Raw genomic sequence first — 25604 nt, forward strand, 5'->3', positions numbered from 1 at the left:
TTATTGGTTTATGCGGTATTTATTTAGACGCGAGCTTCAATTGCATCTCATCACTCTGTTTATGCATCCAACGTAAACGCATGCCGAGCATAATCGCCGCAGATGATAGGCCGATGATAAAGCCTAGCCAGAATCCTTGTGCGCCCATTGGTTCTACAATCCAATCTGTCATCGCTAAGATGTAACCCAGAGGAAGGCCAAGTACCCAGTAAGCGATAAAGGTACGATTGAAGATCGCTGCCATATCTTTGTAACCACGCAGCGCGCCAGCGGCAACCACTTGAACAGCATCGGTAATTTGATAAATGGCCGCCAGTAAAAGAAGTTGAAGAGCCAATTCAATAACGGCTCTGTTGTCCGTATACAGCAGGGCAATCTGCTCTTTAAACAGCACGGTTAACAAGGCCGTCAGAGAAGCGGCACATACCGCAACAAAGAGACCAACACGTGACGCGATAGCAGCGGCTTCAACGCGTTCTTCACCGAGTCGGTGGCCAACACGAATACTGGTGGCAGCACCGATACTCATTGGAATCATAAAGACCAATGATGAGAAGTTAATGGCCACTTGGTGCGCAGCCACAACGAGCGATCCTAATGGTGCAACAAGTAAGGCAACAACCGCGAACAGTGTTACTTCAAAGAACATCGCCGCTGCAACCGGAAAACCCAGTTTAAATAAACGAGTTAACGCTTTCAGTTCAGGGGCATGAAACTGACCAAACAGGTTGATCTTCGCTAGGCGCTTTGATGTTAACACATAGAACAGCAGCATTAGGAACATCACCCAGTAAACGATGGCTGTTGCGACGCCACAACCCACACCACCCAATTCTGGTGCACCAAACTTACCGTAAACGAAGATCCAGTTAAGCGGAATATTCAGTAATAGACCAATAAAACCAATCACCATTGCCGGTTTCGTCAGTGACATACCGTCCGTTAAGCTGCGTAGGGCTTGGAAAAGCAAAAATGCAGGAACAGCGTAAATCACAGCATGCATATAGCCGATGGTTTTTTGCCCCATTAACGCTTCGACATCCATCAAGTTCAAAATCGTCTTGGTTTGGAGTAAAACTGCGCCAATAGGGATTGAGATAAGCAATGCCATGGTGATGCCTTGCTGAATCTCAAAAGGAATTTTGTTTTGACGGCCAGAGCCGTTAAGTTGAGCAACAACAGGCACAAGGGCCATTAGAAGACCAACACCAAACAGAATGGATGGTAACCAAATACTCGCAGCAATAGAGACTGCAGCCATGTCGGTCGCACTGACGCCGCCAGCCATGACGGTATCGACAAAACCCATACCGGTTTGTGCGATAGAGGCGATCAGTACCGGAGTCGCGAGTTTGAGTAGTGTATTGGCTTCTTCTTTATAACGATGCAAAGAGAGCACTCCAAAAAATAGTGATAGAACGGAGGGTAGTTTCTAGATTGAACACCAGAAAATTATTGTGTGCGATGATAAAGAAATGTCACACTAAGCACCAATAAAAACTGCTTAAAACTAATGGAATTATCGTATGTTTACAGGAATCGTTCAGGGCATGGCTGAAATCGTGTCGATTGATAAGCGAGACAAATTTCAGACACACACTTTGAAACTTCCAGGTGCTTTAAGCCAGGGCTTGGACATTGGGGCATCGGTCGCGCATAACGGATGCTGCCTTACCGTTACAAAGATCTCTGGTGAGCTGGTTGATTTTGATTTAATGCAGGCAACCCTGTCATTAACCAACCTTGGTGAATTAGAGCCGGGCTCTCGAGTCAACATAGAGCGTGCTGCAAAGTTTGGCGATGAAATTGGTGGGCACTCTATGTCTGGCCACATCAGTTTAGTTGGTGAAGTCACTGAAGTTATCGACACTCCGAATAACCGCACGATTTGGTTCGAAGTCCCAGCAGAGAAGATCAAGTATGTACTCGCAAAAGGTTATATCGGTTTAGACGGATGTTCACTGACCATTGGTGAAGTTGAAGGCAACCGTTTTAGCGTTCACCTTATTCCAGAAACATTGCAACGTACCCTGTTTGGTGAGCGTCAAGTAGGCGATAAGATCAACGTTGAATTTGATCCGCAAACGCAGGCCATTGTTGATACGGTTGAACGTGTGCTTGCACAAAAAGCGATGATCTAAAAAGTCGGTAGCAAGTGTAAGCCTGCTACCGACCAAGAATTTGTCAGATCTGAGCGACGAGCTTCACTGAAGAGTTAGAAAATCTGCTCGTCATCGGCATCGACGAGCAGTTCAATACTGTCCATTTGCTCGTTAACCGTCATGGTTAAGTGGATAGCGTTACAGCAGGCTGGACAATCATCATAAAAGTTCTGATCACCATTTGATGCATCCAATGTAATACCAATGCTATGCCCACAATGAGGGCATGAGACCATTTTTTCAGTGTAATTTCGCATAACTCTTTTCCTTACATCATTATATCTAGTCCAACATCTGCAGTATGGGCTCACTACTGTCTGAGCTAAATATGTTCGAAAACAGTGCCTAATTGACTTACGAAAGTCTCCCTTTAGACACTGTAATAATATGCTGAGAAGTTAGTATTAGTCATGAATTAAGTATGAAAGTTGACCTAGATAATGAAAACAAAAACCCAGCGATAGTGATGTCACCAAAAAGCTGGGCAGGGTTTGACAAATGTTGTAATTCTAGGTCTAAGCGGTTGATTAGTAAGATAGGATGCGCTTAATCAAGATCTCTGATTGTTCTAAGTAGTGACCACCAAACTGGTTATAGTGGTTGAGCAAATGATAAAGGTTGTAAATGTCTTTGCGCTCACCATAAGCAAGATCAAGCGGAAGAATGCTTTCATAGCCTTGATAGAATTCAGGCTGGAACCCTTCAAACAACTCAGTCATGGCAATATCGCATTCGCGGTCTCCCCAGTAACACGCAGGATCATAGCAAATAGGACCAAAGACAGAATTCGCCACATTACCATGCCATAGGTCACCATGAAGTAGGGCTGGTTTTGGTTGATGGTTCGCCAATCGACTTTGAATCAACTGAGTGAAATCGTTAATGTTGACGAGGTCGATGCCTTTTTCTTTCAACAGTTGAAGCTGCCAACCGATACGTTGCTCAGCGAAAAATCGTGCCCATTTTCTCTCCCACTTATTGGGTTGAAGTGTCGTTCCGATGTAGTTGTCGCTGTCAAACCCGTATTCTTTCTGTTCTCCCCATTGATGCAGTCGCGCTAGCTGCTGCCCAAATTGGTAACTGTGTTTGCTGTCATCGAGGGGTTTAGTGGGGATATAGTTGAGCACAATGAAAGAGTGTTCTTTTGATTTCCCGGTTAGGATGAGCTCCGGAACAAAAACGGTACGGGTTTCGTGGAGAAGCCGAATACTTTCCGCTTCGATATCAAATTTAGGCAAAAACTCGCGTCGATTCGTTTTAACAAAATAGCGCTGCTCACCGTCAGAGATCATATAACAATCGTTAATGTCACCGCCATGAACCTTAACTTTTTCGTTTATGTTATAAGAGAACAATAGAGTTTCTGATAATTGCTTAGAGATGGCTTGCCACATAACTTATCCCACACCCAGTTCGATATTGTTATAGTGTAGATGAAGGATTGAATGAATTCTGATTCATAGTGCAAAAAATTCAACCATTTAGAGATATTGCAGCTTACAATGACGAAACTGTGATTCTCATCATTTTCAGCTCTAGCTAGGAGCGAACCGTGGTCAACTTTTGTGATACTTGTTCAAAATCTGATGCTAACAGTTTCTTCATACACTCTTTTGTACGGTAAGTTGGCGATGTTGTGGGAATTATCAGCAGATAAATGGGCTTTGGTTGTGTATCCTTACTGATATAGCTTACTATTACTAAAAGCCGAACTCGCCGAGTTTGTAGAATGGAGATAAACAGTGGTTGTAGAAACCGATGGCTATTTAGCGCTTATTGAACACTTAGCTTTTAACCTTGATGTTTTCGCTTCGGATGATGGTGACACGGGTTCTGAAAGTGTAGAAGATGTTGTAACCGATATGGTCGCTAGTAATATTATGTCGATCTTTGAACAAAACCCTGAGTTGCACTCTAGCGTTCGTTTTCAGCTATTGAAAGAAGCCGATTCTGTGGTTGAAGATCTTGGAGAGGTGCTTGCTGGTGTTTGGGCTAAACCTGCAACAAACGAACAGATTTCATTTCTCGATGAGTACATAGCACTACTGAAAAACCTATTTGATTCAGCCGTTGCGAAGTACGACTGATCGATTCAACCGTTACAATGATGTGGGCGAGTAATTTACTCGCCTAAAGTGCCAATACTTTGATGCCCAGTATGGATTATCTAATCGAGAGATAATCACACCTTTTGATGTCGATGCGTGCATAAACTGTTTATTGCCAAGATAAACACCAACATGGCGGGTGTTTGGCGCAGTTTTGAAAAACACCAAATCACCGATCATTGCTTCCGAATACTCAATCTCTTTTCCAATTTCTACCTGAGCCAGCGTGGTTCTAGGCAGAGTCAGCCCTAAACCATCCTTATAAGCCGTTTGAACAAAGGCAGAACAGTCGACACCACCAAGCGTTGTTCCACCTAGGCGATAAGGTGCCCCCTTCCAAACTTGATAAATATCGAGCAATGAAGATTTAGTGACTTTTTGTTGTGCAATTTGATGTTCAGAGTGAATGACGTTAGGAGTCGGTTGGTTAAAGTCGTGCTGAGATGAGCTACTGCAACCAATAAGAAGGGAAGACAAGAGACCAAGCTGAAAATGCCTGTTTTTGATGATGCTCATTGCCAAATTACTCCCTTCCTTGATCGAACAAAGTGACACTCTAAAAACCTTTTTTAAAGGTGTCACTACGATTCCTTAGTTTCCTACTCAAACTGAGCAAATGCGGACGCTAATCAGAGTAAACTGACAACTTACACTTGTCTATTGTCTTAAGGTTTATTCGTTCCTAAACGGCTGAGTAAGCATTTTATCGATGCGCTGTTCTTGGCTAGATTGGAAAAGAGGGATGCCGATTTTAACGTCATTATGGCCAAGTTCAGGTTGGTCACGATAAGTACCGAACCTTAGGTCCCAAACCGAGAGAAAAAATCCAAAATTAGAGTGAGTTTCTTTGGTGATCACGGAATGATGCACTCGGTGCATGTCAGGCGTCACGATGAGTTTTCGCAGGAGCCGGTCCAATTTGAGAGGTAAATAGGCGTTGCTGTGATTAAACATCGCACTGGCGTTTAGGATGATCTCGAAGATCACCACGGCGATAGGAGGAATGCCAAGTAATACAATCAACGTTATCTTAATCCACATCGAGAGCAAAATTTCTATTGGATGAAAGCGAGTGCCGGTCGTGACATCAATATCTTGGTCAGCGTGATGCATTCTGTGCAGACGCCAAAGTAGGGGAACATGATGGAAGATAAGATGCTGCACGTATATTGCCAAGTCCATCACGATGATGCTGATGATCGTCACTGGAATAATAGGTAAGTCTGCGACCAGGTTAAACAAGCCAAACTGATTCGATTGCGCCCAAACTGCAGCTTGATAAGCCAATAGCGGCATCAACAAGGTCAAACACAAAGAATTGAATGCAATCAGGCCCAGATTGTTCATCCAGCGATACCACTTACTTTGAGTGAGTAATTTGCGAGGAGCCCGCCACTCCCAAAGGCCGCATAAGCACAGCACTAGGATGAAAAAAAACAGTCGAATTGAATCTGGGTCATACATGGTTCTAGTCCTTGCAACTCCACGTTGAGTGAGTAAACTTGCTCTCCCTGTTCATTATCTACGATACTCCATGAGAATCCACGCCTTTCATCATTTATATCAACAGCGTTTAGCCCAATCGACCAAACCATTTAATGCACGGGGCAGCAAAGTTGTTCGTTGCCAATATTGCCAAGTGTCGCAGAAAGACTGCTTGTGCGAACATCAGCCTGACATCAAAAGCGATGTGGCAGTGATGCTGATCTTGTCTGAAAACGAAGTGTTTAAGCCGAGCAATACTGGGCGACTAATACTTGATACTGTACAAGAAGGCTATGCGTATCAATGGAGCCGAACAGAACCCGCCCAAGAGATGTTGGATGTGCTTGCTGATCCTCAATATCAACCAATCGTTGTTTTCCCTGACGAGTACGTTGAGCAGAAAGAGCGTTTGCTGTTTAGTGAAACGCAGCCCTTGAACTCTGACAAAAAACCATTGATGATTTTCCTTGATGGCAGCTGGCGTGAAGCAAGGCGTATCTTTAAAAAGTCCCCTTATCTTGATGGCTTGCCGGTTATGTCGATCAATCCGAGTGAAGTGTCTAAGTACATGATGCGCCGCTCTGACAATGAGCAACATTTAGCAACGGCAGAAGTAGCGATTTTGGTCCTAAAAGCATTAGGTCGTGAACATGCTTCAAATGTACTGGCTGATTGGTTTGGTGTCTTTCGCGAATCTTACATGAACAGCAAGACAAGGCATAAACCAGATGAGACAAGACCAGCGCTACAGCGATACCTAGCGCAGAAACCGAATCATCAAGTCGATTAAAAAAGAGAAACGGCTCTAATAAATAGGCTTTGGTTGGACAGAGACTGTTCAGTTAAGGCGACCTACAGGCTAAATCGGTGCTAAATCACAGTTTGCAGGCCTATCAATATGGATAATGCCCTAATTCATATTTTTATAAGTTTGTTCTGGGAGAGAAACAATGTACTACGGCTTTGACGTTGGTGGCACTAAGATCGAGTTCGGTGCGTTTAACGAAAAGTTGGAAAGGGTAGCAACGGAACGTGTGCCAACCCCAACCGAAGATTACGGACAATTGGTTGATACCATTGCAGGATTAGTCAATAAATACGACCAAGAGTTTGGTTGTGAAGGCAAAATTGGCCTAGGTCTTCCGGGAATGGAAGATGCAGATGACGCAACGGTACTCACCGTTAACGTTCCTGCGGCGAAAGGCAAAACATTGCGTGCTGATTTAGAAGCAAAAATTGGCCGTAGCGTAAAAATTGAAAATGACGCGAACTGTTTTGCGCTGTCAGAAGCGTGGGATGATGAGCTTCAAGGCGAACCTTCAGTGATGGGCTTAATTCTAGGTACTGGTTTCGGTGGCGGCCTTATCTATGATGGCGCTGTGTTTGGCGGTCGAAATAACGTAGCAGGCGAGTTAGGCCACATGCGACTACCCATTGACGCATGGTTCCACCTTGGTGACAACGCACCGCTTCTTGGCTGTGGCTGTGGTAAGAAGGGCTGTCTTGATAGTTATCTATCGGGCCGTGGCTTTGAGCTGCTTTACGCCCATTACTTTGGCGAAGAAAAGAAAGCGATCGAGATCATCAAAGCTCATGAGCAAGGCGAAGAGAAAGCGGTTGAGCACGTTGAACGTTTCATGGAGCTACTCGCAATCTGTTTTGCTAACATCTTTACTGGTAATGACCCTCATGTGGTGGCATTGGGCGGTGGTTTATCAAACTTCGAACTTATCTACGAAGAGATGCCAAAACGTATTCCTAAATACCTACTGTCAGTAGCGAAATGTCCAAAGATCATTAAGGCGAAGCACGGCGATTCAGGCGGTGTTCGCGGCGCAGCATTCCTAAACATTAAGTAATGAATGCTCCCTTTAACTAGGGTGAATGAATAACAAAAAAGAGCTTGCCACGGCAAGCTCTTTTTTATGCTTAAGCGCAAGGCTATTGCTTCTTTTTACCAACGCCGAGGTTTTCTTTCTGTGCCAGCGTAATGCGACCAAAACCAAGCTTTCTGAAGTGATTGTCGCGATAATTGCGCATTGATTTTGTATCAGAGATCGCTTCGATCTGCTGTTCCATTTTTAGATACTCAGAGATATCAATACCTTCCGCTTCTGCGACGGCTTCATGAATATTACGGTGTTGTTGGTAAGAGAACGTCAGTGTTTTCTCTTCTTCTTTGTAGGTATACAGGATTGTACGAGCCATGAGTGTTTCCAAATCGATAAAACAAAAGGCCAGCAGCGCTGGCCTGAGTTGATGGGCTAGATTCTGCCTTGAAGTGGGATGATTGTCACGCTTTCTCCGGTTTTAACCGTATCTACAGCGGGAGAAACCTCAATCAAACAGTTTGCTTCACTCATAGAGCGTAAAATACCTGAGCCTTGCTTTCCTGTCGTACGAACCGTCAGTTGACCGCGTGCGTCTAATTCGTAGATACCGCGGCTAAATTCAGTGCGTCCTTGGCGAGAGCGCAGATCTTCCGTCGCAATGGCATTCACTTTAAGCGGCTGCCAATTCACTTCACCTTGCATCTTACGCAGTGCGGGCTCAACGAAATTAATGAATGACACCATAACTGCAACGGGGTTACCCGGAAGACCAAAGAAAGGCTTATTGTTGATTTGACCGAAAGCAAGAGGGCGCCCCGGACGCATGTTGATGCGCCAGAAATCAATTTGACCTAACTTATCCAGTGCTAACTTAATGTAGTCGGCATCACCAACCGAAACGCCGCCAGAAGTAATAACCACGTCTGCTTGCTGGGAGGCGTTCTCCAGCGCTTCAATCATGAGTGCTTCATTGTCTTCAATAATGCCGAAGTCGAGAATCTCACAACCTAGATTGTTGAGCATGCCCATAATGGTGAAGCGATTGGAATCATAGATCGCGTTTTCTTGCTGTTCGCTTCCTGGAGCTTGGACTTCATCACCAGTAGAAAAGATGGCGACTTTTAGCTTACGAAATACCTCACACTGACCGAAACCAAGTGACGCTATCATGCCCATTTCTGGTGAAGCAAAACGTTGGCCCTTTTCGAAGACAGCGCTTCCTTTCGCGAGATCTTCACCCGCTTGGCGAACGTTTTGGCCGACCTTAATGCTTGCATTAAACGTGACCTTGTCACCTTCTTGTTGTGCTTGCTCGCGCATGATAACGGTATCAGCATTTTCAGGCGTTGGCGCGCCAGTCATGATTTTAACCGCTTGGCCTTTTTCTAATGGCTTATCGTAAGCGTGGCCAGCTAAGACTTCTGCGACAACGTCAAAGTCGCTCAATTCTGCGTCTTCACCTCGGATAGCGTACCCATCCATTGCTGAATTGGTGTACTGAGGCACATTCACAGGTGAAGAAACGTCATTCGCGAGCACGCGACCTACCGTATCAGCGATAGAGCAGCCTTCCACTTCTTGTACTGGTGCAACGAGAGACAAGATTTTTTCTTGCCCTTGTGTGACAGATAGGAAAGCAGGGGAAAGTGTATCGCAACAAGCGCCTTCACTCTTTTGAGCTTTTGGCTGATTGTTCTGCTGCGCATAATCGATAACAAACTGTGCGATGGCATCAAGGTCATTGATGTTCATTTGCGGCAATGAAGAATCGGTCACGTTACTGTCAGCGGCAATAGCGATGATGTTGTTGTCACTCGGATACAACCAAGGTTTACCCACGACTTCACGATGAAGCTCGATTTTTGGGAAGGCGATGTTCTTACAGCCCTCTACCAAAATGATATCAAGCTTATCAGTGTCAAAGCGGGTGAGCAGATAGTCGAATTCAGATTCTGACTCTGGGGTTTCCGTCATTAATGCATAACGATTACGAGAAGAGATCAGCATTTGAGAGGCGCCCGCTTTTCTTAAACGGTAGCTGTCTTTGCCTTCTTTATCGACGTCGAAGTTATGATGGGCATGTTTCAACATACCAATACGTAACCCAGCATTGGTCAGTTTAGGAAGTAGGGCCTCAAGAAGCGTTGTTTTGCCTGTGCCTGAGTACGCAGCAAAGCCTAAGATCGGAATAGGTAATTGGATGTTCATGAATTAATGGTACCAAAATGGGCCAATTCGTCTGGCGTATTCAAATTGACAAAACATTGCGGAGAGTCACTAAAGTCAACGTATTGTGTGTGACATTCATTGTAGAGCAAGATGATCTTTCTATCGCCACGTTCTAAAAATGCGGTTAAGCGATCTAACACACGCTTGCGGTAAAGGGTGAAAACAGGCTGTTGATGGTCACCATCGTGGGCCACTAAGATTTCACTCTCTTCATTCACGGCTTGGCAAAATCGCTCAACCAGATCCATATTGATCTGCGGGCTATCACATGGCACAAAACCTACCCATTCGGTATCAGCGTGACAGAGACCGGCGTGAATGCCGCCCATTGGTCCAGGAAAGTTTTGGAACTGATCGCTAAATACGACACCGTATTTCTCATAGGTCGCAATGTTTCTATTTGCATTGACTAAGATGCGATCAGTTTGTGAAGAAAGGCGTTCAATAACATGCTCGATGAGTGGCTTATTATTGAGTTGGACGAGCCCTTTATCTTGGCCGCCCATTCGGCTTGCTTGCCCACCAGCTAGAATTACCCAGCTAGTTTGCTTTGGAAGAAGCATATGGTTTATTTAACTCTTTATCTGAAATTACTTGTAGCAGAGGAGACTCTATCAAAGTTGCCTCTTTTATCCACCATTGTTTACGGCATAGTTCGGTTAGAGCGTTCTGTTGGTGACTGGTAATGACTAAACTGGACCCTCGGTCGAGTAAGTCTTGAGCCATCACCACCAAACGTTCGATAGATTCTTGATCAAGAGAAGCACTTGGCTCATCCATTAATAGGATTGATGGTCTTAAGATCCATGCTCTTGCCATAGCAACGCGTTGCTTCTCACCGCCTGATAGAACCGAAATATGTTCATCCGCTAATGTCTCTAACCCTACCATGCGTAATGCATTGATAACTTGAGCTCGCTTATCTTTTGCTTCTTCTCTGTGATAACGAATACCATAAACAACGTTTTCGTACACACTGCCATCAAATAGATAAGGAGACTGATGCAGATAAATAACGTCTTTTCGGCCTGTACGAGGGAATAGCTTATGCAGCCAAGTATCGTTAGGGGCTTCAACCTTGCCCGTGGTGGGTTTGACTAATCCAGACAATATCTTCAATAACGTGGTTTTACCAACGCCATTATCGCCCTTGAGATAAATGGCATCATTTGGGCCGATAGACAAAGTCGGAATATGGAATAGAACACGATCTTTGAAACGCATTGAAAGTTGCTGCGCGGTTATTTTTATCGTCATACAGCACCTAACTCCTTAAATAGCCTTTGCCACGCATGCTGGTTAGCATGAAATTCAAAACCAGAGCGAGGGTCAATAGCACGATACCAAGTGCCACACCTTGAGCGAAAGCGCCTTTATGACTTTCCATTGCAATGGCAGTAGGGATGTTTCGTGTGATCCCCATAATATTGCCGCCAACCATGGTTGAACAACCGACTTCAGTCACAATGCGCGAGAAAGCGGCAATGGCTGCAGCAAGAAGAGGAAAACGCGTTTCCCAAATCATAGTCGCAACAATACGAGGGATCGATGCACCTAAGGTGATCGAGGTTTCAACCGCACGGCGATCGCTTGATTGTAAAGCGCCGTGCATCATTGAAACGAGAACAGGGAAGCCTATGAGCATTTGCCCGACAATCATGGCTTGTTGGGTGAACAACATTTGCCAGTCGCCTAGGGGACCAGAGCGTGACAGCATCATGTATAGCAGTAAGCCAATCACAACGGTAGGAATGGCTTGAAGCGTATTCACCAAAGAAAGCAGCAGCCATTTGCCCCTAAAATTGGTGTAGGCGAGTACAAACGACAACAGGATTGCAGGAAGCAACACAATTGAAATCGCAGACAAAGAAACGCTAAAGGAGACCGCAACGATCTCCCACAGTTCAGCGTCAAAACTCACTAATAACTTGAGTGCATCAAGCGTGGTTTGCCATAGGCTCATAGGGTGTTATTTCTCGTTCGCGTTAGCAACAAACAGTTGTTTGCCGTTTAACTTGAACTCGTTAATCAGTTTTTGGCCACGAGGCGTTACCAACCAATCACTGAACTCTTTCGCACCTTGGTAGTTGATGCTTGGGTAACGCTCAGGATTTACAAGGATCACTTGATATGGGTTAAACAGCTGCTTGTCGCCTTGGAAAAGGATCTCGAGATCAAGCTTATTGTTGTAGGCCAACCAAGTACCACGATCAGTCATTGTGTAGCCTTGCATTTCGTTGGCCATGTTAAGCGTTGGGCCCATGCCTTGACCAACACTGCGGTAACCACCAAAGTTTGGTTCAATTTGGCTCTGTTCCCAAATGCCTTTCTCTTTTTTGTGTGTACCAGAGTCATCGCCGCGAGAAACGAACGTTACGTTATTGGTCGCGATGCTCTTAAATACGCCTGGAACATTCTTTTGCTCAGCAATCTTTGCTGGATCTGAATGTGGACCAACAATCACAAAATCGTTATACATCAGTTTTCTAGGAAGAACGCCATAACCTTTCTCAACGAAGTTCGCTTCAGCTTTTGGTGCGTGAGTCATCACCAAATCCACATCGCCATTTTCACCCATCTTGAGAGATTTACCCGTACCGGCAGCAATAACATCAACCGTATAACCGGTATCTTTAGTGAATTGAGGTAATAAGTAATCCAATAGACCTGAGTGGTAGGTGCTGGTTGTGGTTGCTAAGCGAACATGAGGATTGTCACCCGCTGATGAAGCCGAGTAACTGACTAGGGCCAAAGACGCTGTTGCTAAAGTAAAAGTGATAGCTTTCATATTGTTATATTCCGTTTTCTTATTTTGTTTTGGTACTCAGTGACTGAGTGATACCTATGCCAACGACAGAGTTATAAACTGGCACGCATATAAAGCAATCTTAATGCCAGAAGTATGTGACTATTTTCAAACGTTTAATCAATGACTTAGCATATTAAAGTTTGATTTGAGACAAAATGTCGCACATTACTTGAGGCGCACTTAATGAAACTTGGTACACTCTGTCCCAATCATTACAAAAAATAAGTATCCCCGTATGAACGCGTCATTTGATCCTAATAAGGCTTCTCAGTATCAAGCATTCTCAGTTCTTGTCGTTGATGATGAGGTTGGTATGCAAACCATTCTTAACAAAGCGTTGGGCAAGTGGTTTGGTAAAGTTGAGTGCGCAGGTAGCATCGAAGAAGCCGAAGCGCTGCGAGTGGCTAACCACTATGATTTGATTGTGCTCGACATTAATTTGCCTGGGCGATCAGGTATCGAATGGGAAGAAGCGTTTGACGATCAAGATAAAAAAGCTGACGTGATCTTCATGACGGGGTATGCGGATCTTGAAACGGCAATTTCTGCACTTAAGCTCGGCGCATCAGATTTCATTCTTAAACCGTTCAACTTAGAACAAATGCTACAAGCGGTTCAGCGTTGCATGGATAAGCGCTTACAACAAAGGCATCAATACGCCCTCAAGCACGAATTTAACCGCCGAATCAAATCCGATATCGTGGGGCAGTCCGATCGAACCAAGCAGCTAAAACAGCTCATCAGTCAATTCGCGCCATCGAGAGCGTCTGTACTGATTGAAGGTGAGTCTGGAACGGGCAAAGAGCTTGTTGCACGCGGTGTTCATGAAGCTAGCCAACGAACCGGGCCTTTTGTTCCTATCAACTGTGGGGCGATCGCGCCAGAGCTCCTTGAAAGTGAGTTGTTTGGTCATACTGCCGGTGCGTTTACTGGTGCCAAGAAAAGCCGTGAAGGTCTATTTAGAGTGGCAAACGGAGGCACGCTTTTCTTAGATGAGATTGGTGAAATGCCGTTAACCATGCAATCGGCGTTACTTCGAGTGCTAGAACAACGTACGATTCGTCCTGTCGGCAGCGAAAAAGAAGTCTCAATTGATGTACGTGTGGTCGCTGCAACTAACCGAAACCTGCAAGAAGAAGTCAATAAAGGCAACTTCCGCTCGGATCTTTTCTACCGTTTGAATGTATTGAAAATCGACGTTGCGCCTTTGAAAGAACGTAAGGCAGATTTGATTGAACTTGTCCCATTCTTTACCAAAAGCCTTACCGCTGAGCTCGGAATGCCCGATCCAAAATGGGCCCATGAAGATATTCATGCAATGAACGACTACGATTGGCCGGGCAATATCCGTGAGCTCAAAAACCTCATAGAACGTTGCATCCTACTGGGCAAACCGCCTGCGCATTACTGGCGAGAGGTCAATGGGGAACACCTCAAACCTTCTGTCACCATGACGGTGTCGAGTGGTGCAGAGCTGATTGAAATGGATCACGATAACCAGAGTGGTGTGGGTTATCCAAACAATTGGGCGCTTAAAGAGGTGGAGAAAGCGCACATTCAACAGCTGGTGGATTTTCATGATGGGAATAAGTCTGCGGCTGCGCGTGACTTAGGTGTCGCGAGAAAAACATTAGAGCGGAAGTACAAAGAGTGGGATGGTGAGGGTTGCTGCGATGCCGAATAGCACCTCATTTTGGGGGAAATGGCGCTATCGTTTTAAGACCATGGTGCGTTATCGCTTAATGATCCTCACCTCTGCGCCGATTTTTCTTACCTTAATCGCACTGATCGGTATTACGGTTTACTGGTCGATCCATTACACCTGGCAAAGCGCATTAGTGGACGTATCGGAGCGTCTTGGCGTGGCAGAAAATAGCATCGAGCTTATTCAAGAAAAACAGGCCAACCACGTTAAAGCGTTTGCTGATTCGTACCAATTTGTCACTCTTGTGCGTCAAAACAAGATGGCTGAACCTGAGTTCAAGCAATGGGTTTCGGAGCAACGTCAAGCATACAAGCTCGATTTTCTCCGATTTCATCGGGTCGATACAATCGAAAACAAATTCCGTTTCCTCGACTTGACGCGAAAGGAGTCGTTTTTTGATGTACTGAGCGTAGAGGAGCTGCAAGAGTTAAGCGATGACTTGGTGACGAGGGCACAAACTCCGATACTGAGCAGTGAGAAGATCGAAGGGCGCGGTTTGGTAAGCCGCACAGTTATTCCTATTTATAATCAGAGTAACGATCTGATCGGTTTTTTAGACGGCGGTTTACTGCTTAATAACAGTACATCACTGGTCGATACAATCCGCGATCTAATCTACCCTTCAAAGCAAGATAGCTTGCGCCCAGTAGGAACGCTAACCGTATTTCTTGATGATCTTCGCGTCAGTACCAATGTGCCGTTGGACAGCAGCGACCGACTGGGCCGAGCGATTGGCACGCGTGTGTCTGATGAAGTCAAACAGTCAGTGCTTAAAGGCGGAGATGAATGGGTCAACTTAGCCTTTGTTTATGATGCTTGGTACATCACCGCTTACAAGCCATTGTATGACCAGTACGACAACGTTATCGGTATGCTCTATACCGGTTATCTTCTGTGGCCGTTTGTCACTACTTATATGACGAATATTGCTGAGATTTCCATTACAACGATTATCTTGTTGTTGCTATCAAGCTTACTGGTGTATCGAGGTTCAAAAGATCTTTTCATTCCAATTGAACACATTCACCGAGTCGTGAAGATGATTCAAATAGGCAAAGATACTCGAATTGGTCCATTAGGATTGGACGAGAACCATGAACTCGCCATGCTAGCTAAGCAATTCGACAATATGCTCGATTTGCTCAAGCAACGTAAGAATGAACTGCAGAAAGCGGCGAATCAGCTAGAGTGCAAAGTCCAAGATCGTACTGCGAGTCTAAAAGAGAAAACAGAAGAGCTTGAGCTGCATATCCAACTGTTGAACCAGACTAGAGACAAACTCGTGGTGAGTGAAAAGCTCGCTGCGCTCGGAGAATTGACCGCGGGTATTGCCCATGAGATTAACAACCCGACAGCGGTAATCCTCGGCAACGTCGAGCTAATGCAGTTTGAATTAGGTGATGAGTCGAACCGAGTCAAAGAAGAGATTGAAGCGATTCATGCTCAAATAGACCGCATCCGAAATATTACCCGTAGTTTGCTCCAGTACAGTCGACAAGGCGGGGTGCAAGATGAGATTACCTGGCAGCACGTCAATCCAATTATTGATGAGAGTATTACACTTGTTAAGACCGGCGCTAAGAAACGCGATATTGTATTTGAAACCGAGTTTTCCGCCCATGCTTGTGTGGAGGTCAACCGGCATCAATTGCTACAAATCTTAGTTAACCTGCAGATGAATGCGATCCATGCTATGCAAGGGAAAGGGCGCTTAATCATCAGCAGTGAAGATTGGATTGAAAACGGCAAAACCTTGGGTGCAGTGATACACGTGAAAGATGAAGGCTGTGGGATCAAAGAGGAAAACTTAAAGCGTATTTTCTCGCCTTTCTATACCACCAAACGTGAAGGTACAGGGCTGGGTTTGTCGGTTTCTCAGAGTATTTTGAGCCAATCTGGCGGAGAATTGAAGGCCTCGTCAGAGTGGGGTAAAGGAAGTGTATTTAGTATTTACTTGCCGGAACGTACTGAAAACGAGCTAAAGATAATGAACCTTTAAGTGAACAATAGAGAAAATAAAAAGCGGCTACAGAATGGGCCGCTTTTTTAGTACAGAGGTTTTTTATTTAATCTAGAGCGCTTTAGAAGCTGTAACTTAATGCAGCACCAATTTGGTACTCTGTCTCTTCATAGAAGTTGATGTTTGACGTCACCGCGTCATAGCCAGCTAGACCGATGAATTTGACATCTTCCCAGCCCATGAAACCTTCGTATTCGTAAAGAGCCGCAACGCCGTATTCACCGTCACTACGAGTCACATCATCAAAAGCTACGTTCGCACCATCAAATGACACGGAATTGTAGTACGCCTGCAGACCGAACGCGTGGTTGTCGACCATCTTCATGTACGTTAACTCACCGCCGATACTGGTGTTGCTGAATGCATCGCCATCCGCAGAATAGCTGCCGTAAGTCAGGCGAGGGATCAGTACCGAGTCTGTGGTTAGCGCGACTTCATACGCAAGGCCGAGATCAAAACCAGAGCCGCTACGTTTAAGTGTGTTGATATCACCTGGCACTTGTCCTTGGCCTGATTGCTCGTCTTCTACGTCAGAGGTGTAGTAAAGGGTATCGACAGTAAAAGCAGAACCGGCAATGTTCGCGTATTCAACCGCAAAGCCAGATTCAGAGATTTCAGTAATCTCGCGCTTTGAGTTAACTAAGTAAGGGTCTTTCCACGTCTCTTCATTGATCATCGACGTTAGGTAGCTAACAGAAAGGCTAGATTCATCAGCAAATTGAGTGCGGTAGCCAAACTCTAGTGCAATATCGCCCTGAATAACTTCTTCATTGTTTGTGCCGACAAAGACTTGATGATTCGCTTCTTCACCGAATGTGTAGTTTAGCTCACCGAGTAGCTCAGGGTTGATTTCCGCTTCTGCACCTAATGTTTCTTGAGTAGAAGTCAGGTTGTTTTCATTGGCTGTATTGAAGTTGCCGTCATTTGAGAAGTAGCTCATTCCTAGGCCGATTTCACCACCAAAACCGGTTTCTGGCGTTTGGGCAACAGCAGCAGTAGAAGAACAAGCGGCAGCAATACTTAAAGCAATGAATTTTTTCATGAGTGATCCTTATTGTTATTTCACGCCGCCACAATACCTCCCTTGTTGTGAAAGAAGCGTGGTTCACAGTTTTTCGACATTAAAAATAACAGTTAGACACGCTAGAACGAGAAAGCCCCACCGGTTTAGGGCAGGGCTTTGGTCAAACGAACCGAATTTATTAAGAGGCGTTAACCGCAATCTTCGGCGGACTGATGTTGTGTTTCTTAAACTCTTTCATCACGCGTAGGGTAATATCGGTCTCGAACAGCTTTTCATAGGCGGTATCAACAACATACGCTTTACAGGTTAGCTGGATCGCTAGGTAATTATCTGTAATCGTTTGTTTCACTAACACCGTGACGGGCTTAGGCAGATGAATATAACGACTCGATGACGCCGCTTCCTGAATTAAATCGCGCGCAAGGGTGATGTCTTCATCCATGCCAATATAAAAAGGAATCACCACTTGCATATCAAGCGCACCATAGTTTCCACTCACGGTGACTTCGTTTAAGAACTTGTTATTTGGGATGGTAATGATGTCATCATTTAACGTTCTCATTCTGACCGAGCGTAAACCGATGGTAATAATGTCGCCATAGTTTCCTTCAAACGTGACGCGGTCACCAACTTGAAACGGTCTATCAACCATAACGGTCATACCGGCAATGAATGACGCCGCGAGGTCTTTCAAAGCGAAACCGACTGATACCGCGAGCGTACCGCCAATGAGGGCAAGGATTTGATCATTGATGCGAAAACTCATCATAAACACCAGAATACCGGCACTCATGTAAATGAAGAACTGCATAAAAGATTGCAGCTTTTGCAGCAGCATTCGATATTGAGCAAACTGGCTACCGACGCTTTCAACTAATGAATTGATGAACTTGAGTAGCAACCAAGTAGCAGCAATGACGAGGAAAGAGAAGAAAACGCCACTCCAGCGGATTAAGCTGGCGATTTGAGTAATGTTATCGACATTGGCCATTTCTTCCGTTGCAAGTGCAGGAAGGGCGATAAACGATGACAAAATGACGAATAGAATACGAATCATATTATTTCACCAGTAAGTGTTGGCGGTCGAGTACATTGGTAATGTGGCGGAACCAGTGATCAGAGATACGTGCCTGATCTTCTGTCCATTCGATATAGCCACGGCTTTGGAAATATCTTAGCGTACCGGTGATTTCAGCGATGGTGAGCTGCGTACAGTCAGATAGGACTTCCGGAGAGGCAATTTCAAGTTGCACAATCGAGCGAAGCACGGCTAACATCGGTTTCGGCATTTTTTCGAGTTCTTGAGATTCTGGTGCTTTAAACAAGCGGACATAAACCTGCTGAGTCTCTTTGTCTTTCTGCAATGAAAAACGGAAGAAACGCAACGCGACCGTAGGATTGCCGTCAGAGTAGTGCCATAAAATGCGGTAGAAGCCTTGTTTGGCCCGCTCTTCTTCAGTGCACTCATCTTGATCCCATTGTTTCGGCACCATAAGTCCATCAAAAGAAAGTGGGAACGCTTCCGTTTGGTTGATACGCGTATCAAGCAGTTGGCCAATTTGTTTTTCTGACCAACGTGGTAAGAAGCTCACTAAATCAAATAATAAACGCTCGCCACGAGCACGATCGACAAATCGCCAACTCGCTTTTTCAATACCAAACACGACGCGGTGATTCTTACGTGAACGGCGAAGTAGGTTAGTGATACGAATCAGTTCGGCAAGGCCACCCACCATAGGTTTGACCAAACGCTGAGCATTATCTATCGCGATCAAATAGGTTGTGTCACTCTTACGAAGATGCGCCAACACTTGAATTTCAGACGACTCTTCATCAAGCCCAATACTGACTGCCAAATGGGCTAGCAACTCTTTATAACCAGCATATGGACAGCTCAAGTAAATTGGCTCTGCATTTTTCACTTTGTTTAGGAGAGTGCGTAATGCTGTAGTGGTGCCGACACCACGCTCTCCTGATAACACGCACACGGCCGGGCTATCTGATAGAAGGTATTGTGACAGTTGTTTGATTTCATCATTAGCATACTCAATCAAGGTACTGTCGAAGTTTCCTGGTTGAACGTAGTTAAAGGTTGCACCGCCGCGAACACGCACTAACTGACTTTGTTGATTGTTGCCGTTGGTCTGCTTGGCCACTTCAATACGGAATAGATAGGCCAACGCTTGGCTAAAGAAGCTGAAACTTGACAGCGCCGCGACCAATTTATGTTTAAGCACATGAGTAATAAGCCACGCTATCGCAGTCGCAGTCGCAACAATACTCAGTAACAAGCTATCTTTACGTGCCACGGCCCATTGAACCCAGACTGGTCGCTCGGAAATGTGTTCAACGGTATTGAAGACTTTTTCTCTCCATAGCCTAAGCACAGAGATAGTCACCAATACAAACCAGAAGAACAGTGCACTGTAGATCCAGTAATAGATGGTTCCTTTTCCTAATGTGCGCATGGATATCTGTAGGATTACGCCTGCGACAATAATGCTCCACACATAACGGCGTATGGTCGATAGGCGAAGTGCAACCACCTCAGGGCTTGTACTGCGGCTATGACGATAGGTGAGTTCCAAGATAAAACTGATGGCGATAGAGCCGCCCAATATCCACCAAGTAAAGATCTCTAGGAAGATAAGGTGTTGCAAGCTTGGAATCGCCGAGAGCACTCTTAGCGATAGCGTAATCGCAATTAGCCAAGCAATCGCACGGTTGGCACTGCTCAAGTACCAAATGATACGAACCCAGAAAGGGGGTTTGTTGGTGCTATCGATAAACGCCTCTTTAAACAGCGCGATTAACCTACGATTGTTCGCTAGCCACCAAACTAGACCAAAGTAAATGAACAGCACTTTAAAGCCTGCCCAAATAACCGGAATGGGCGAGATTAAGACATCACCCAGTAAGGCTTTAAAACTGCGCAGTTGGAAGTGCAACAAATATTGTGCATTTAACTGTGTTAGCAGCAACTCATGTTTAAACTGAGTGACACCATATGGGCCAAAGCCTGTTAAGTGATCTCGGGTTGTTGTATCGGTAAGCTCAAGTAAATGCTGCTTACTCAGAGCCAAGCTATTCAGTGTTAAGTAGCTGCTTTCAACCTCAAACCAGGCTTCTTCTCCGCCTTCGCTACGGTAGGCTCGCAGTTGGTCACTGAACATAAGACGCTGCTTATTCTGCTCTTGAATGACAGCGGTTAACAGCATCGTTACTTTTCGGCTCTCTTTGGCTGTCATGAACAAAGGTTCAGGTAGATGGCTGACTTCCTCAGCAATATCACTGGCTACTTGCTTTGCTTCTGGCATGGGTTGGAAATCATATTCCCAACTCGCGTAGGAAAAGGACGACATCAACGCAATAGACAGCAGGAGTAAGCGTATAATTGAACGCATAGAAATCTCTTATAACTTATAAGGTTAGAGTTAGTTTAGCCGTTTTCATTATGAAAGCGAATGTCTCAGGGGCTAATTTTAGGCGGACGACTATATTCTTAACTTTGCGTCGAGTGTCATATGGATGTCATGAATTCAACATCGAGCAAAGTAAAAACAAAGCTTGAAGTTAGTCTCACTAAACAGTAGTGTGGCGCCGATTTTCATATTAAATAGGTAATGACATTGATTTCCACGAATAACATCACACAACAATTTGGCGCTAAGCCGCTGTTTGAAAACATTTCAGTTAAGTTTGGTGAAGGTAACCGTTACGGCCTGATCGGTGCGAATGGTTGTGGTAAATCGACATTCATGAAAATCCTAAGTGGTGAGCTGGACCCAACAGGCGGTAATGTTAGCTACGACCCAAATGAACGCGTTGCTAAACTGAATCAGGATCAGTTCGCATACGAAGAGTTCACGGTAATCGATACGGTTATCATGGGTTACAAAGAGCTGTGGGAAGTAAAGAAAGAGCGTGATCGCATTTACTCTCTACCAGAAATGAGCGAAGAAGAAGGTATGCTGGTTGCGGACCTTGAAGTTCAATTCGCGGAAATGGACGGTTACATGGCTGACGCGAAAGCGGGCGAGCTTCTTCTTGCTGTAGGTATTCCAGAAGAGCAGCACTACGGTCTAATGAGTGAAGTCGCACCTGGTTGGAAACTGCGTGTTCTATTGGCACAGGTTCTTTTCGCTGACCCGCACATCATGCTTCTTGACGAACCAACCAACAACTTGGACATGGATACGATTCGTTGGTTGGAAGATACGCTTAACCAACGTAACTGTACGATGATCATTATCTCGCACGACCGTCACTTCCTAAACTCAGTATGTACCCACATGGCTGACTTAGATTATGGTGAGCTTCGCGTTTATCACGGTAACTACGATGAGTACATGACGGCGGCGTCTCAAGTCCGCGATCGTCTACTGTCTGACAATGCCAAGAAGAAAGCACAAATCGCTGAGCTACAAACATTCGTAGCGCGTTTCTCTGCAAACGCATCGAAAGCAAAGCAGGCGACGTCTCGCGCAAAACAGATCGATAAGATTCAGCTTGATGAAGTGAAAGCATCAAGCCGTCAAAACCCATTTATCCGTTTTGAACAGTCTAAAGAGCTATTCCGTAACGCACTTATCGTTGAAAACCTAAGCCAAGGTTTTGAAAACGACCTGTTCAGCAACTTTGATGCAATTTTCGAAGTGGGTGAGCGCGTTGCGATCATCGGTGAAAACGGTGTGGGTAAAACAACGCTGCTTAACACACTTTCAGGTGCGCTAGAACCTCGTACAGGTGAGTACAAGTGGTCAGAAAACTCAAACATTGGCTACTACGCGCAAGACCATGCTCATGACTTTGAAGAAGACATGAACTTAATGGACTGGATGAGCCAATGGCGTCAAGAAGGCGACGACGAGCAAGTACTGCGTAGCTTCCTTGGTCGTATGCTGTTCTCGCAAGACGACATCAAGAAGTCAGTGAAAGTTCTATCTGGTGGTGAGCAAGGCCGTATGCTTCTAGGTAAGATCCAGATGCACAAACCAAACATGCTGTTGATGGACGAGCCAACTAACCACATGGATATGGAATCGATCGAATCACTGAACAACGCACTTGAGCAATACAAAGGTACACTGTTCTTCGTTTCTCACGACCGTGTATTCGTAGACTCTCTTGCAACACGTATCCTAGAGATCAAAGATGGTCAGATTCATGATTTCCGCGGTACCTACGCTGAATTCCTAAAAGCACGTGGCGTTTAAAACCAATTAGCCAACGCTTTGATACTAGAAACGCCTCCAGTTCGGAGGCGTTTTTGTATTCGTCAGTATTATGGTGATTTCACTAATATTTAAACTGCGCCACGATATGCTCCAATTTGTGGCTAACGCCTGACACTTGTTCACTGCACTTAACAGACCCAGACACGACATGGTAAGTGTTCCCCGCTAAGTGAGCGATCTCGGTAATGTTACGGTCAATTTCGCTCGATACGGCGGATTGCTCTTCCGAAGCGGTCGCTATCTGCGTATTCATATCAAACATCTCACTGATTTGCGCGCTAATACCTTCTATCGCATGGACCACCTCATGAGTGTGCTCATTAGTCGTACGTGCTTGTGCCGCACTTGAAGACATCTTGCTGACCGTCTGCGTAATGCCGTTCGTTAACCCTTGTATCGTCGCTTCAATTTGATGTGTAGAGTCATTCGTCAAGAGAGACAATTGACGAACTTCATCGGCAACCACCGCAAACCCACGGCCGCTTTCGCCTGCTCGGGCAGCCTCGATCGCGGCATTTAACGCGAGTAAATTAGTTTGTTCTGCAATGCCTTGAATGGTTGAGACAACTTGATGTATCTCGCGACTCTGCGCTTCTAGAGCCATGATTTGTTCTTGCGACTCTTCAATGCTCACTGCCAGTTCATCAATACGATCACCCGTGGCATGAGTTTTATCTAAGGCTCTCTGCGCCTCAGATTTTACTCGCTCTGCATTGTGCGCAGCGGATTCAATATTGGCGGTGATCTCATTGGTCGTCATCACTAATTCATTGACCGCGGTTGCCACTGACTCAGATTCCAGTTTTTGCTGCTCGGCGTTTGTCATGCTTTGTGTTGCGGCTTTCTCTGAGCTACACGAGCTTTCACTCAATACTGTCATCACTTGGGCGAGTTCTTTAATGTGGCCATGTAATGACGAGATAAAGGAATCAAACGAGTGGGCTAGGGAAGCAAGTTCATCATTCCCCTTAGCATTCATACGAACGGTAAGGTCACCGTTCCCACTCGCAATTTCACTCATTAGACGGTTAATCGCTTGAATACGACTTAGAATACTGCGACCAATCAAGAACAAAAGCGCAGAAATAAGCCCAACGATAGCGAGACCAATAACATGCAGCTGTGTTTTGATCGACGCGCTTTTGATCGCGATAGCCTCTTTGATTTGCAGTTGAAGATCGGCGATGGCTGACTCGGTTTCGTGGACATTCTTACGCAATTCACCTCTTAAACCTTGCGAAGCCGTTAACCCGAGAGTCTGGATACTGTCTATATGGTCTTGGGCACTGACTTGATACTGTTCGAGTGCTCTAGTTAAGGCTGAAGACATAGGTTCGAACTGAGCAAAACGTTCAATCGACACCAAATAATGTTCAATGGATTCGTTATTTAGGGAGGCAAGGTATAGGAGCTCAGCTTCGACCAACTCAAGCAAGGCAACTTTAAGCAAGAAGTTTTCTTTACCTGTCGCAATTGATTTGAGCTTATCGCGTGACTGCGCTAATTGAGCGGTTAAGCTCGACTTCGACTCAATCCCTCGGATTAAATTGAGTTGTTGAGCAAGTTGATGAAATTGACTTTGGTATTGCTCGAGTGTGCGAACAATATACTCACTCTCTTTATCAAGATTAAGTTGATTGCTCGCCAAAATTTGTTGGAGTGAAGACAAGCGTTCTGATAGCTCAGTAAAGGTGGCATCAAAGCGACTCACATACTTGTTATCAAGACGTGCCAAAAAGTCTTTCTCATGACGTCTGAGCATAAGAAGATCGATAGAGCTGCTTAGGTTCTCATTGGCTGCTTGCTCAAGCGTTGCCAACTTGTTGAGGCTGTTTTGTTCATAGAACGCGTAGAGAACAACCCCAAATAGCAGGGTGAGATTGATCAGAATAAGTTTCATTCTGATCGATAAAGAGAAACGCTGTTGCTTTGGTGAACCTGTCATGGACACCCCCGTAATTTAGCCAAATGAAGTTGAGTTCTATGCTTAAAATTATTTATGACAGTTATGTGTCGTTTTTATTACATAGATATACAACTAATAGCCTATAGGGGGTGTTTTGCAAGGAGTAATTATTTGTCTGTGTTGCCTTTTACGTCGAAATTGATTTTCTCGGCACCAGTAAAGACTTGGAACCTCAAACCCTTTGCGCGAGCAATAGTGGTGATACCAAACTTTTGAGCAAGCTCTAAACCCATTTGGGTTACGCCTGAGCGAGACAGTAGAACAGGGATCCCCATTTGCGCGACTTTAATCACCATTTCAGAGGTTAAACGGCCAGTGGTATAAAAGATCTTATCGTCACCGCTTTGCTGATTGAGCCACATTTCACCCGCTAGTGTGTCTACGGCATTATGGCGGCCAACATCTTCGACAAATGAAAGAACCTCATTGGCAGTACACACCGCACAGCCATGCACCGCACCGGCTTTTTTGTAGGTATCATTATAGTGAGTTAACGCTTCTAGAGCAGAGTAGATTTCCGACTGCTTAATGGAAGTTTGAGGAACTTGATAGTGCTCTAGTTGCTTCATGACATTGCCATACATAGTACCTTGACCACAGCCTGATGTGACGGTCTTTTTCTTGAGCGCGCCTTCCACTTGCTCGGTGCTCTCTTTGGTAATGACGGCAGCTGTGTGAGTTTCCCAATCAATAATCACAGATTCGAGCGCTTCTGGGTCACTTAGGAAGCTTTGATTTTTTAAGTAGCCTAATACCAAAGATTCAGGACGTGAACCCAAAGTCATTAAGGTGACCACTTCTTTCCAGTTCAACATAACGGTTAGTGGGCGTTCGCAAGCAATTTGCTTCGTTAAACGTTCACCGTATTCGTCAAACACCTCAACTTCTAATGTTTGCAAAGGGTTTTCACTGGTTTTAATTATGTTTGGTTTAACCACAGACGTATCCTATTCGATCTTTCAGTATTATTTTTGCTACAGATTGCTAGCAAGTACCGTTCCTAGTTAGCGGAGCATCAAACTTTAAC

Annotated in this window: 23 protein-coding genes; 7 read left to right on the forward strand and 16 right to left on the reverse strand. The window is 45.1% G+C overall.

From position 1 onward, the window contains the following. Positions 1-19: 19 nt before the first annotated feature. Positions 20-1390, reverse strand: a complete 1371-nt coding sequence (locus EJ063_RS08465) for an MATE family efflux transporter (protein ID WP_126573836.1) — start codon at positions 1388-1390, stop codon at positions 20-22. Between the two features lie 136 nt (positions 1391-1526). Here EJ063_RS08465 and EJ063_RS08470 point away from each other — a divergent pair, with 136 nt between their 5' ends. Next, the gene (locus EJ063_RS08470; RefSeq protein WP_126573837.1) at positions 1527-2141 is read left to right on the forward strand and encodes a riboflavin synthase subunit alpha; all 615 of its coding nucleotides are present in this window, start codon (positions 1527-1529) and stop codon (positions 2139-2141) included. Positions 2142-2215: 74 nt separating this feature from the next. Here the strand turns inward: EJ063_RS08470 and EJ063_RS08475 are convergent, their stop codons facing one another. Beyond that, positions 2216-2419, reverse strand: a complete 204-nt coding sequence (locus EJ063_RS08475) for a CPXCG motif-containing cysteine-rich protein (protein WP_126573838.1) — start codon at positions 2417-2419, stop codon at positions 2216-2218. 270 nt (positions 2420-2689) lie between these two features. Next, a complete protein-coding gene (locus tag EJ063_RS08480; protein WP_126573839.1) occupies positions 2690-3556 on the reverse strand; it encodes a fructosamine kinase family protein in 867 nt (288 codons plus the stop codon). A 348-nt stretch (positions 3557-3904) separates the two neighbouring features. Here EJ063_RS08480 and EJ063_RS08485 point away from each other — a divergent pair, with 348 nt between their 5' ends. Further along, positions 3905-4249 carry a DUF3802 family protein gene (locus EJ063_RS08485; RefSeq protein ID WP_126573840.1) on the forward strand — a complete coding sequence of 115 codons (345 nt, stop codon included), beginning with the start codon at positions 3905-3907 and terminating at the stop codon, positions 4247-4249. 12 nt (positions 4250-4261) lie between these two features. On the opposite strand, the gene EJ063_RS08490 is transcribed toward EJ063_RS08485, so the two are convergent. Together EJ063_RS08490 and EJ063_RS08495 are read right to left on the reverse strand one after the other, a co-directional pair. Further along, on the reverse strand, positions 4262-4786 hold the full coding sequence (locus EJ063_RS08490) for an NlpC/P60 family protein (protein WP_126573841.1): 525 nt from the start codon (positions 4784-4786) through the stop codon (positions 4262-4264). Between the two features lie 156 nt (positions 4787-4942). Next, a complete protein-coding gene (locus EJ063_RS08495) occupies positions 4943-5734 on the reverse strand; it encodes a sterol desaturase family protein (RefSeq protein WP_126573842.1) in 792 nt (263 codons plus the stop codon). 70 nt (positions 5735-5804) lie between these two features. On the opposite strand from EJ063_RS08495, the gene EJ063_RS08500 reads away from it, so the two are divergent. Next, complete coding sequence (locus tag EJ063_RS08500; RefSeq protein ID WP_126573843.1) at positions 5805-6545, forward strand: tRNA-uridine aminocarboxypropyltransferase; 741 nt, start codon at positions 5805-5807, stop codon at positions 6543-6545. A 160-nt stretch (positions 6546-6705) separates the two neighbouring features. Beyond that, positions 6706-7614, forward strand: a complete 909-nt coding sequence (gene nagK, locus EJ063_RS08505) for an N-acetylglucosamine kinase (RefSeq protein ID WP_126573844.1) — start codon at positions 6706-6708, stop codon at positions 7612-7614. 82 nt (positions 7615-7696) lie between these two features. On the opposite strand, the gene EJ063_RS08510 is transcribed toward nagK, so the two are convergent. The 6 genes from EJ063_RS08510 to EJ063_RS08535 are packed head-to-tail and all read right to left on the reverse strand — an operon-like array spanning position 7697 to position 12604. Next, the gene (locus tag EJ063_RS08510; protein WP_126573845.1) at positions 7697-7963 is read right to left on the reverse strand and encodes a DUF2960 family protein; all 267 of its coding nucleotides are present in this window, start codon (positions 7961-7963) and stop codon (positions 7697-7699) included. 56 nt (positions 7964-8019) lie between these two features. Beyond that, positions 8020-9795, reverse strand: a complete 1776-nt coding sequence (locus EJ063_RS08515; protein ID WP_126573846.1) for a bifunctional molybdopterin-guanine dinucleotide biosynthesis adaptor protein MobB/molybdopterin molybdotransferase MoeA — start codon at positions 9793-9795, stop codon at positions 8020-8022. Beyond that, positions 9792-10379, reverse strand: a complete 588-nt coding sequence (mobA, locus tag EJ063_RS08520) for a molybdenum cofactor guanylyltransferase MobA (protein WP_126573847.1) — start codon at positions 10377-10379, stop codon at positions 9792-9794. Before mobA ends, EJ063_RS08515 begins: the two co-directional genes overlap by 4 nt. Further along, positions 10357-11073, reverse strand: coding sequence for an energy-coupling factor ABC transporter ATP-binding protein (locus tag EJ063_RS08525; protein WP_126573848.1), 717 nt, complete (start codon positions 11071-11073; stop codon positions 10357-10359). The genes mobA and EJ063_RS08525 overlap by 23 nt, the downstream gene beginning before the upstream one ends. A gap of 7 nt (positions 11074-11080) precedes the next feature. Then, positions 11081-11779, reverse strand: coding sequence for an ABC transporter permease (locus EJ063_RS08530; RefSeq protein ID WP_126573849.1), 699 nt, complete (start codon positions 11777-11779; stop codon positions 11081-11083). Positions 11780-11785: 6 nt separating this feature from the next. Continuing rightward, positions 11786-12604 carry an ABC transporter substrate-binding protein gene (locus EJ063_RS08535; RefSeq protein WP_126573850.1) on the reverse strand — a complete coding sequence of 273 codons (819 nt, stop codon included), beginning with the start codon at positions 12602-12604 and terminating at the stop codon, positions 11786-11788. A gap of 256 nt (positions 12605-12860) precedes the next feature. Here EJ063_RS08535 and EJ063_RS08540 point away from each other — a divergent pair, with 256 nt between their 5' ends. After that, on the forward strand, positions 12861-14309 hold the full coding sequence (locus tag EJ063_RS08540; protein ID WP_126573851.1) for a sigma-54-dependent transcriptional regulator: 1449 nt from the start codon (positions 12861-12863) through the stop codon (positions 14307-14309). Continuing rightward, a complete protein-coding gene (locus tag EJ063_RS08545) occupies positions 14299-16329 on the forward strand; it encodes a sensor histidine kinase (protein ID WP_126573852.1) in 2031 nt (676 codons plus the stop codon). Before EJ063_RS08540 ends, EJ063_RS08545 begins: the two co-directional genes overlap by 11 nt. Positions 16330-16411: 82 nt before the next feature. Here EJ063_RS08545 and EJ063_RS08550 read toward each other — a convergent pair whose 3' ends face one another. The 3 genes from EJ063_RS08550 to EJ063_RS08560 all read right to left on the reverse strand — a co-directional run bounded on the left by EJ063_RS08550 (position 16412) and on the right by EJ063_RS08560 (position 20778). Next, positions 16412-17392: a DUF2860 family protein gene (locus EJ063_RS08550; protein ID WP_126573853.1), complete on the reverse strand. Its 981-nt coding sequence runs from the start codon at positions 17390-17392 to the stop codon at positions 16412-16414. Positions 17393-17552: 160 nt separating this feature from the next. After that, positions 17553-18431 (reverse strand): mechanosensitive ion channel family protein, encoded by an 879-nt coding sequence (locus EJ063_RS08555; protein WP_126573854.1) that lies wholly within the window; start codon positions 18429-18431, stop codon positions 17553-17555. A 1-nt stretch (position 18432) separates the two neighbouring features. Next, complete coding sequence (locus tag EJ063_RS08560; protein WP_126573855.1) at positions 18433-20778, reverse strand: ATP-binding protein; 2346 nt, start codon at positions 20776-20778, stop codon at positions 18433-18435. Positions 20779-21003: 225 nt separating this feature from the next. Here EJ063_RS08560 and EJ063_RS08565 point away from each other — a divergent pair, with 225 nt between their 5' ends. Next, positions 21004-22590, forward strand: coding sequence for an ABC-F family ATPase (locus EJ063_RS08565; RefSeq protein ID WP_126573856.1), 1587 nt, complete (start codon positions 21004-21006; stop codon positions 22588-22590). Between the two features lie 82 nt (positions 22591-22672). Here EJ063_RS08565 and EJ063_RS08570 read toward each other — a convergent pair whose 3' ends face one another. Beyond that, entirely contained in the window at positions 22673-24556 is a 1884-nt protein-coding gene (locus EJ063_RS08570) for a methyl-accepting chemotaxis protein (RefSeq protein ID WP_126573857.1), read from the reverse strand. Between the two features lie 128 nt (positions 24557-24684). Continuing rightward, positions 24685-25515: a formate dehydrogenase accessory sulfurtransferase FdhD gene (gene fdhD / locus EJ063_RS08575; RefSeq protein ID WP_126573858.1), complete on the reverse strand. Its 831-nt coding sequence runs from the start codon at positions 25513-25515 to the stop codon at positions 24685-24687. Positions 25516-25604 lie beyond the last annotated feature (89 nt).

Source organism: Vibrio aquaticus, from assembly GCF_003970385.1.
Lineage (GTDB): Bacteria > Pseudomonadota > Gammaproteobacteria > Enterobacterales > Vibrionaceae > Vibrio > Vibrio aquaticus.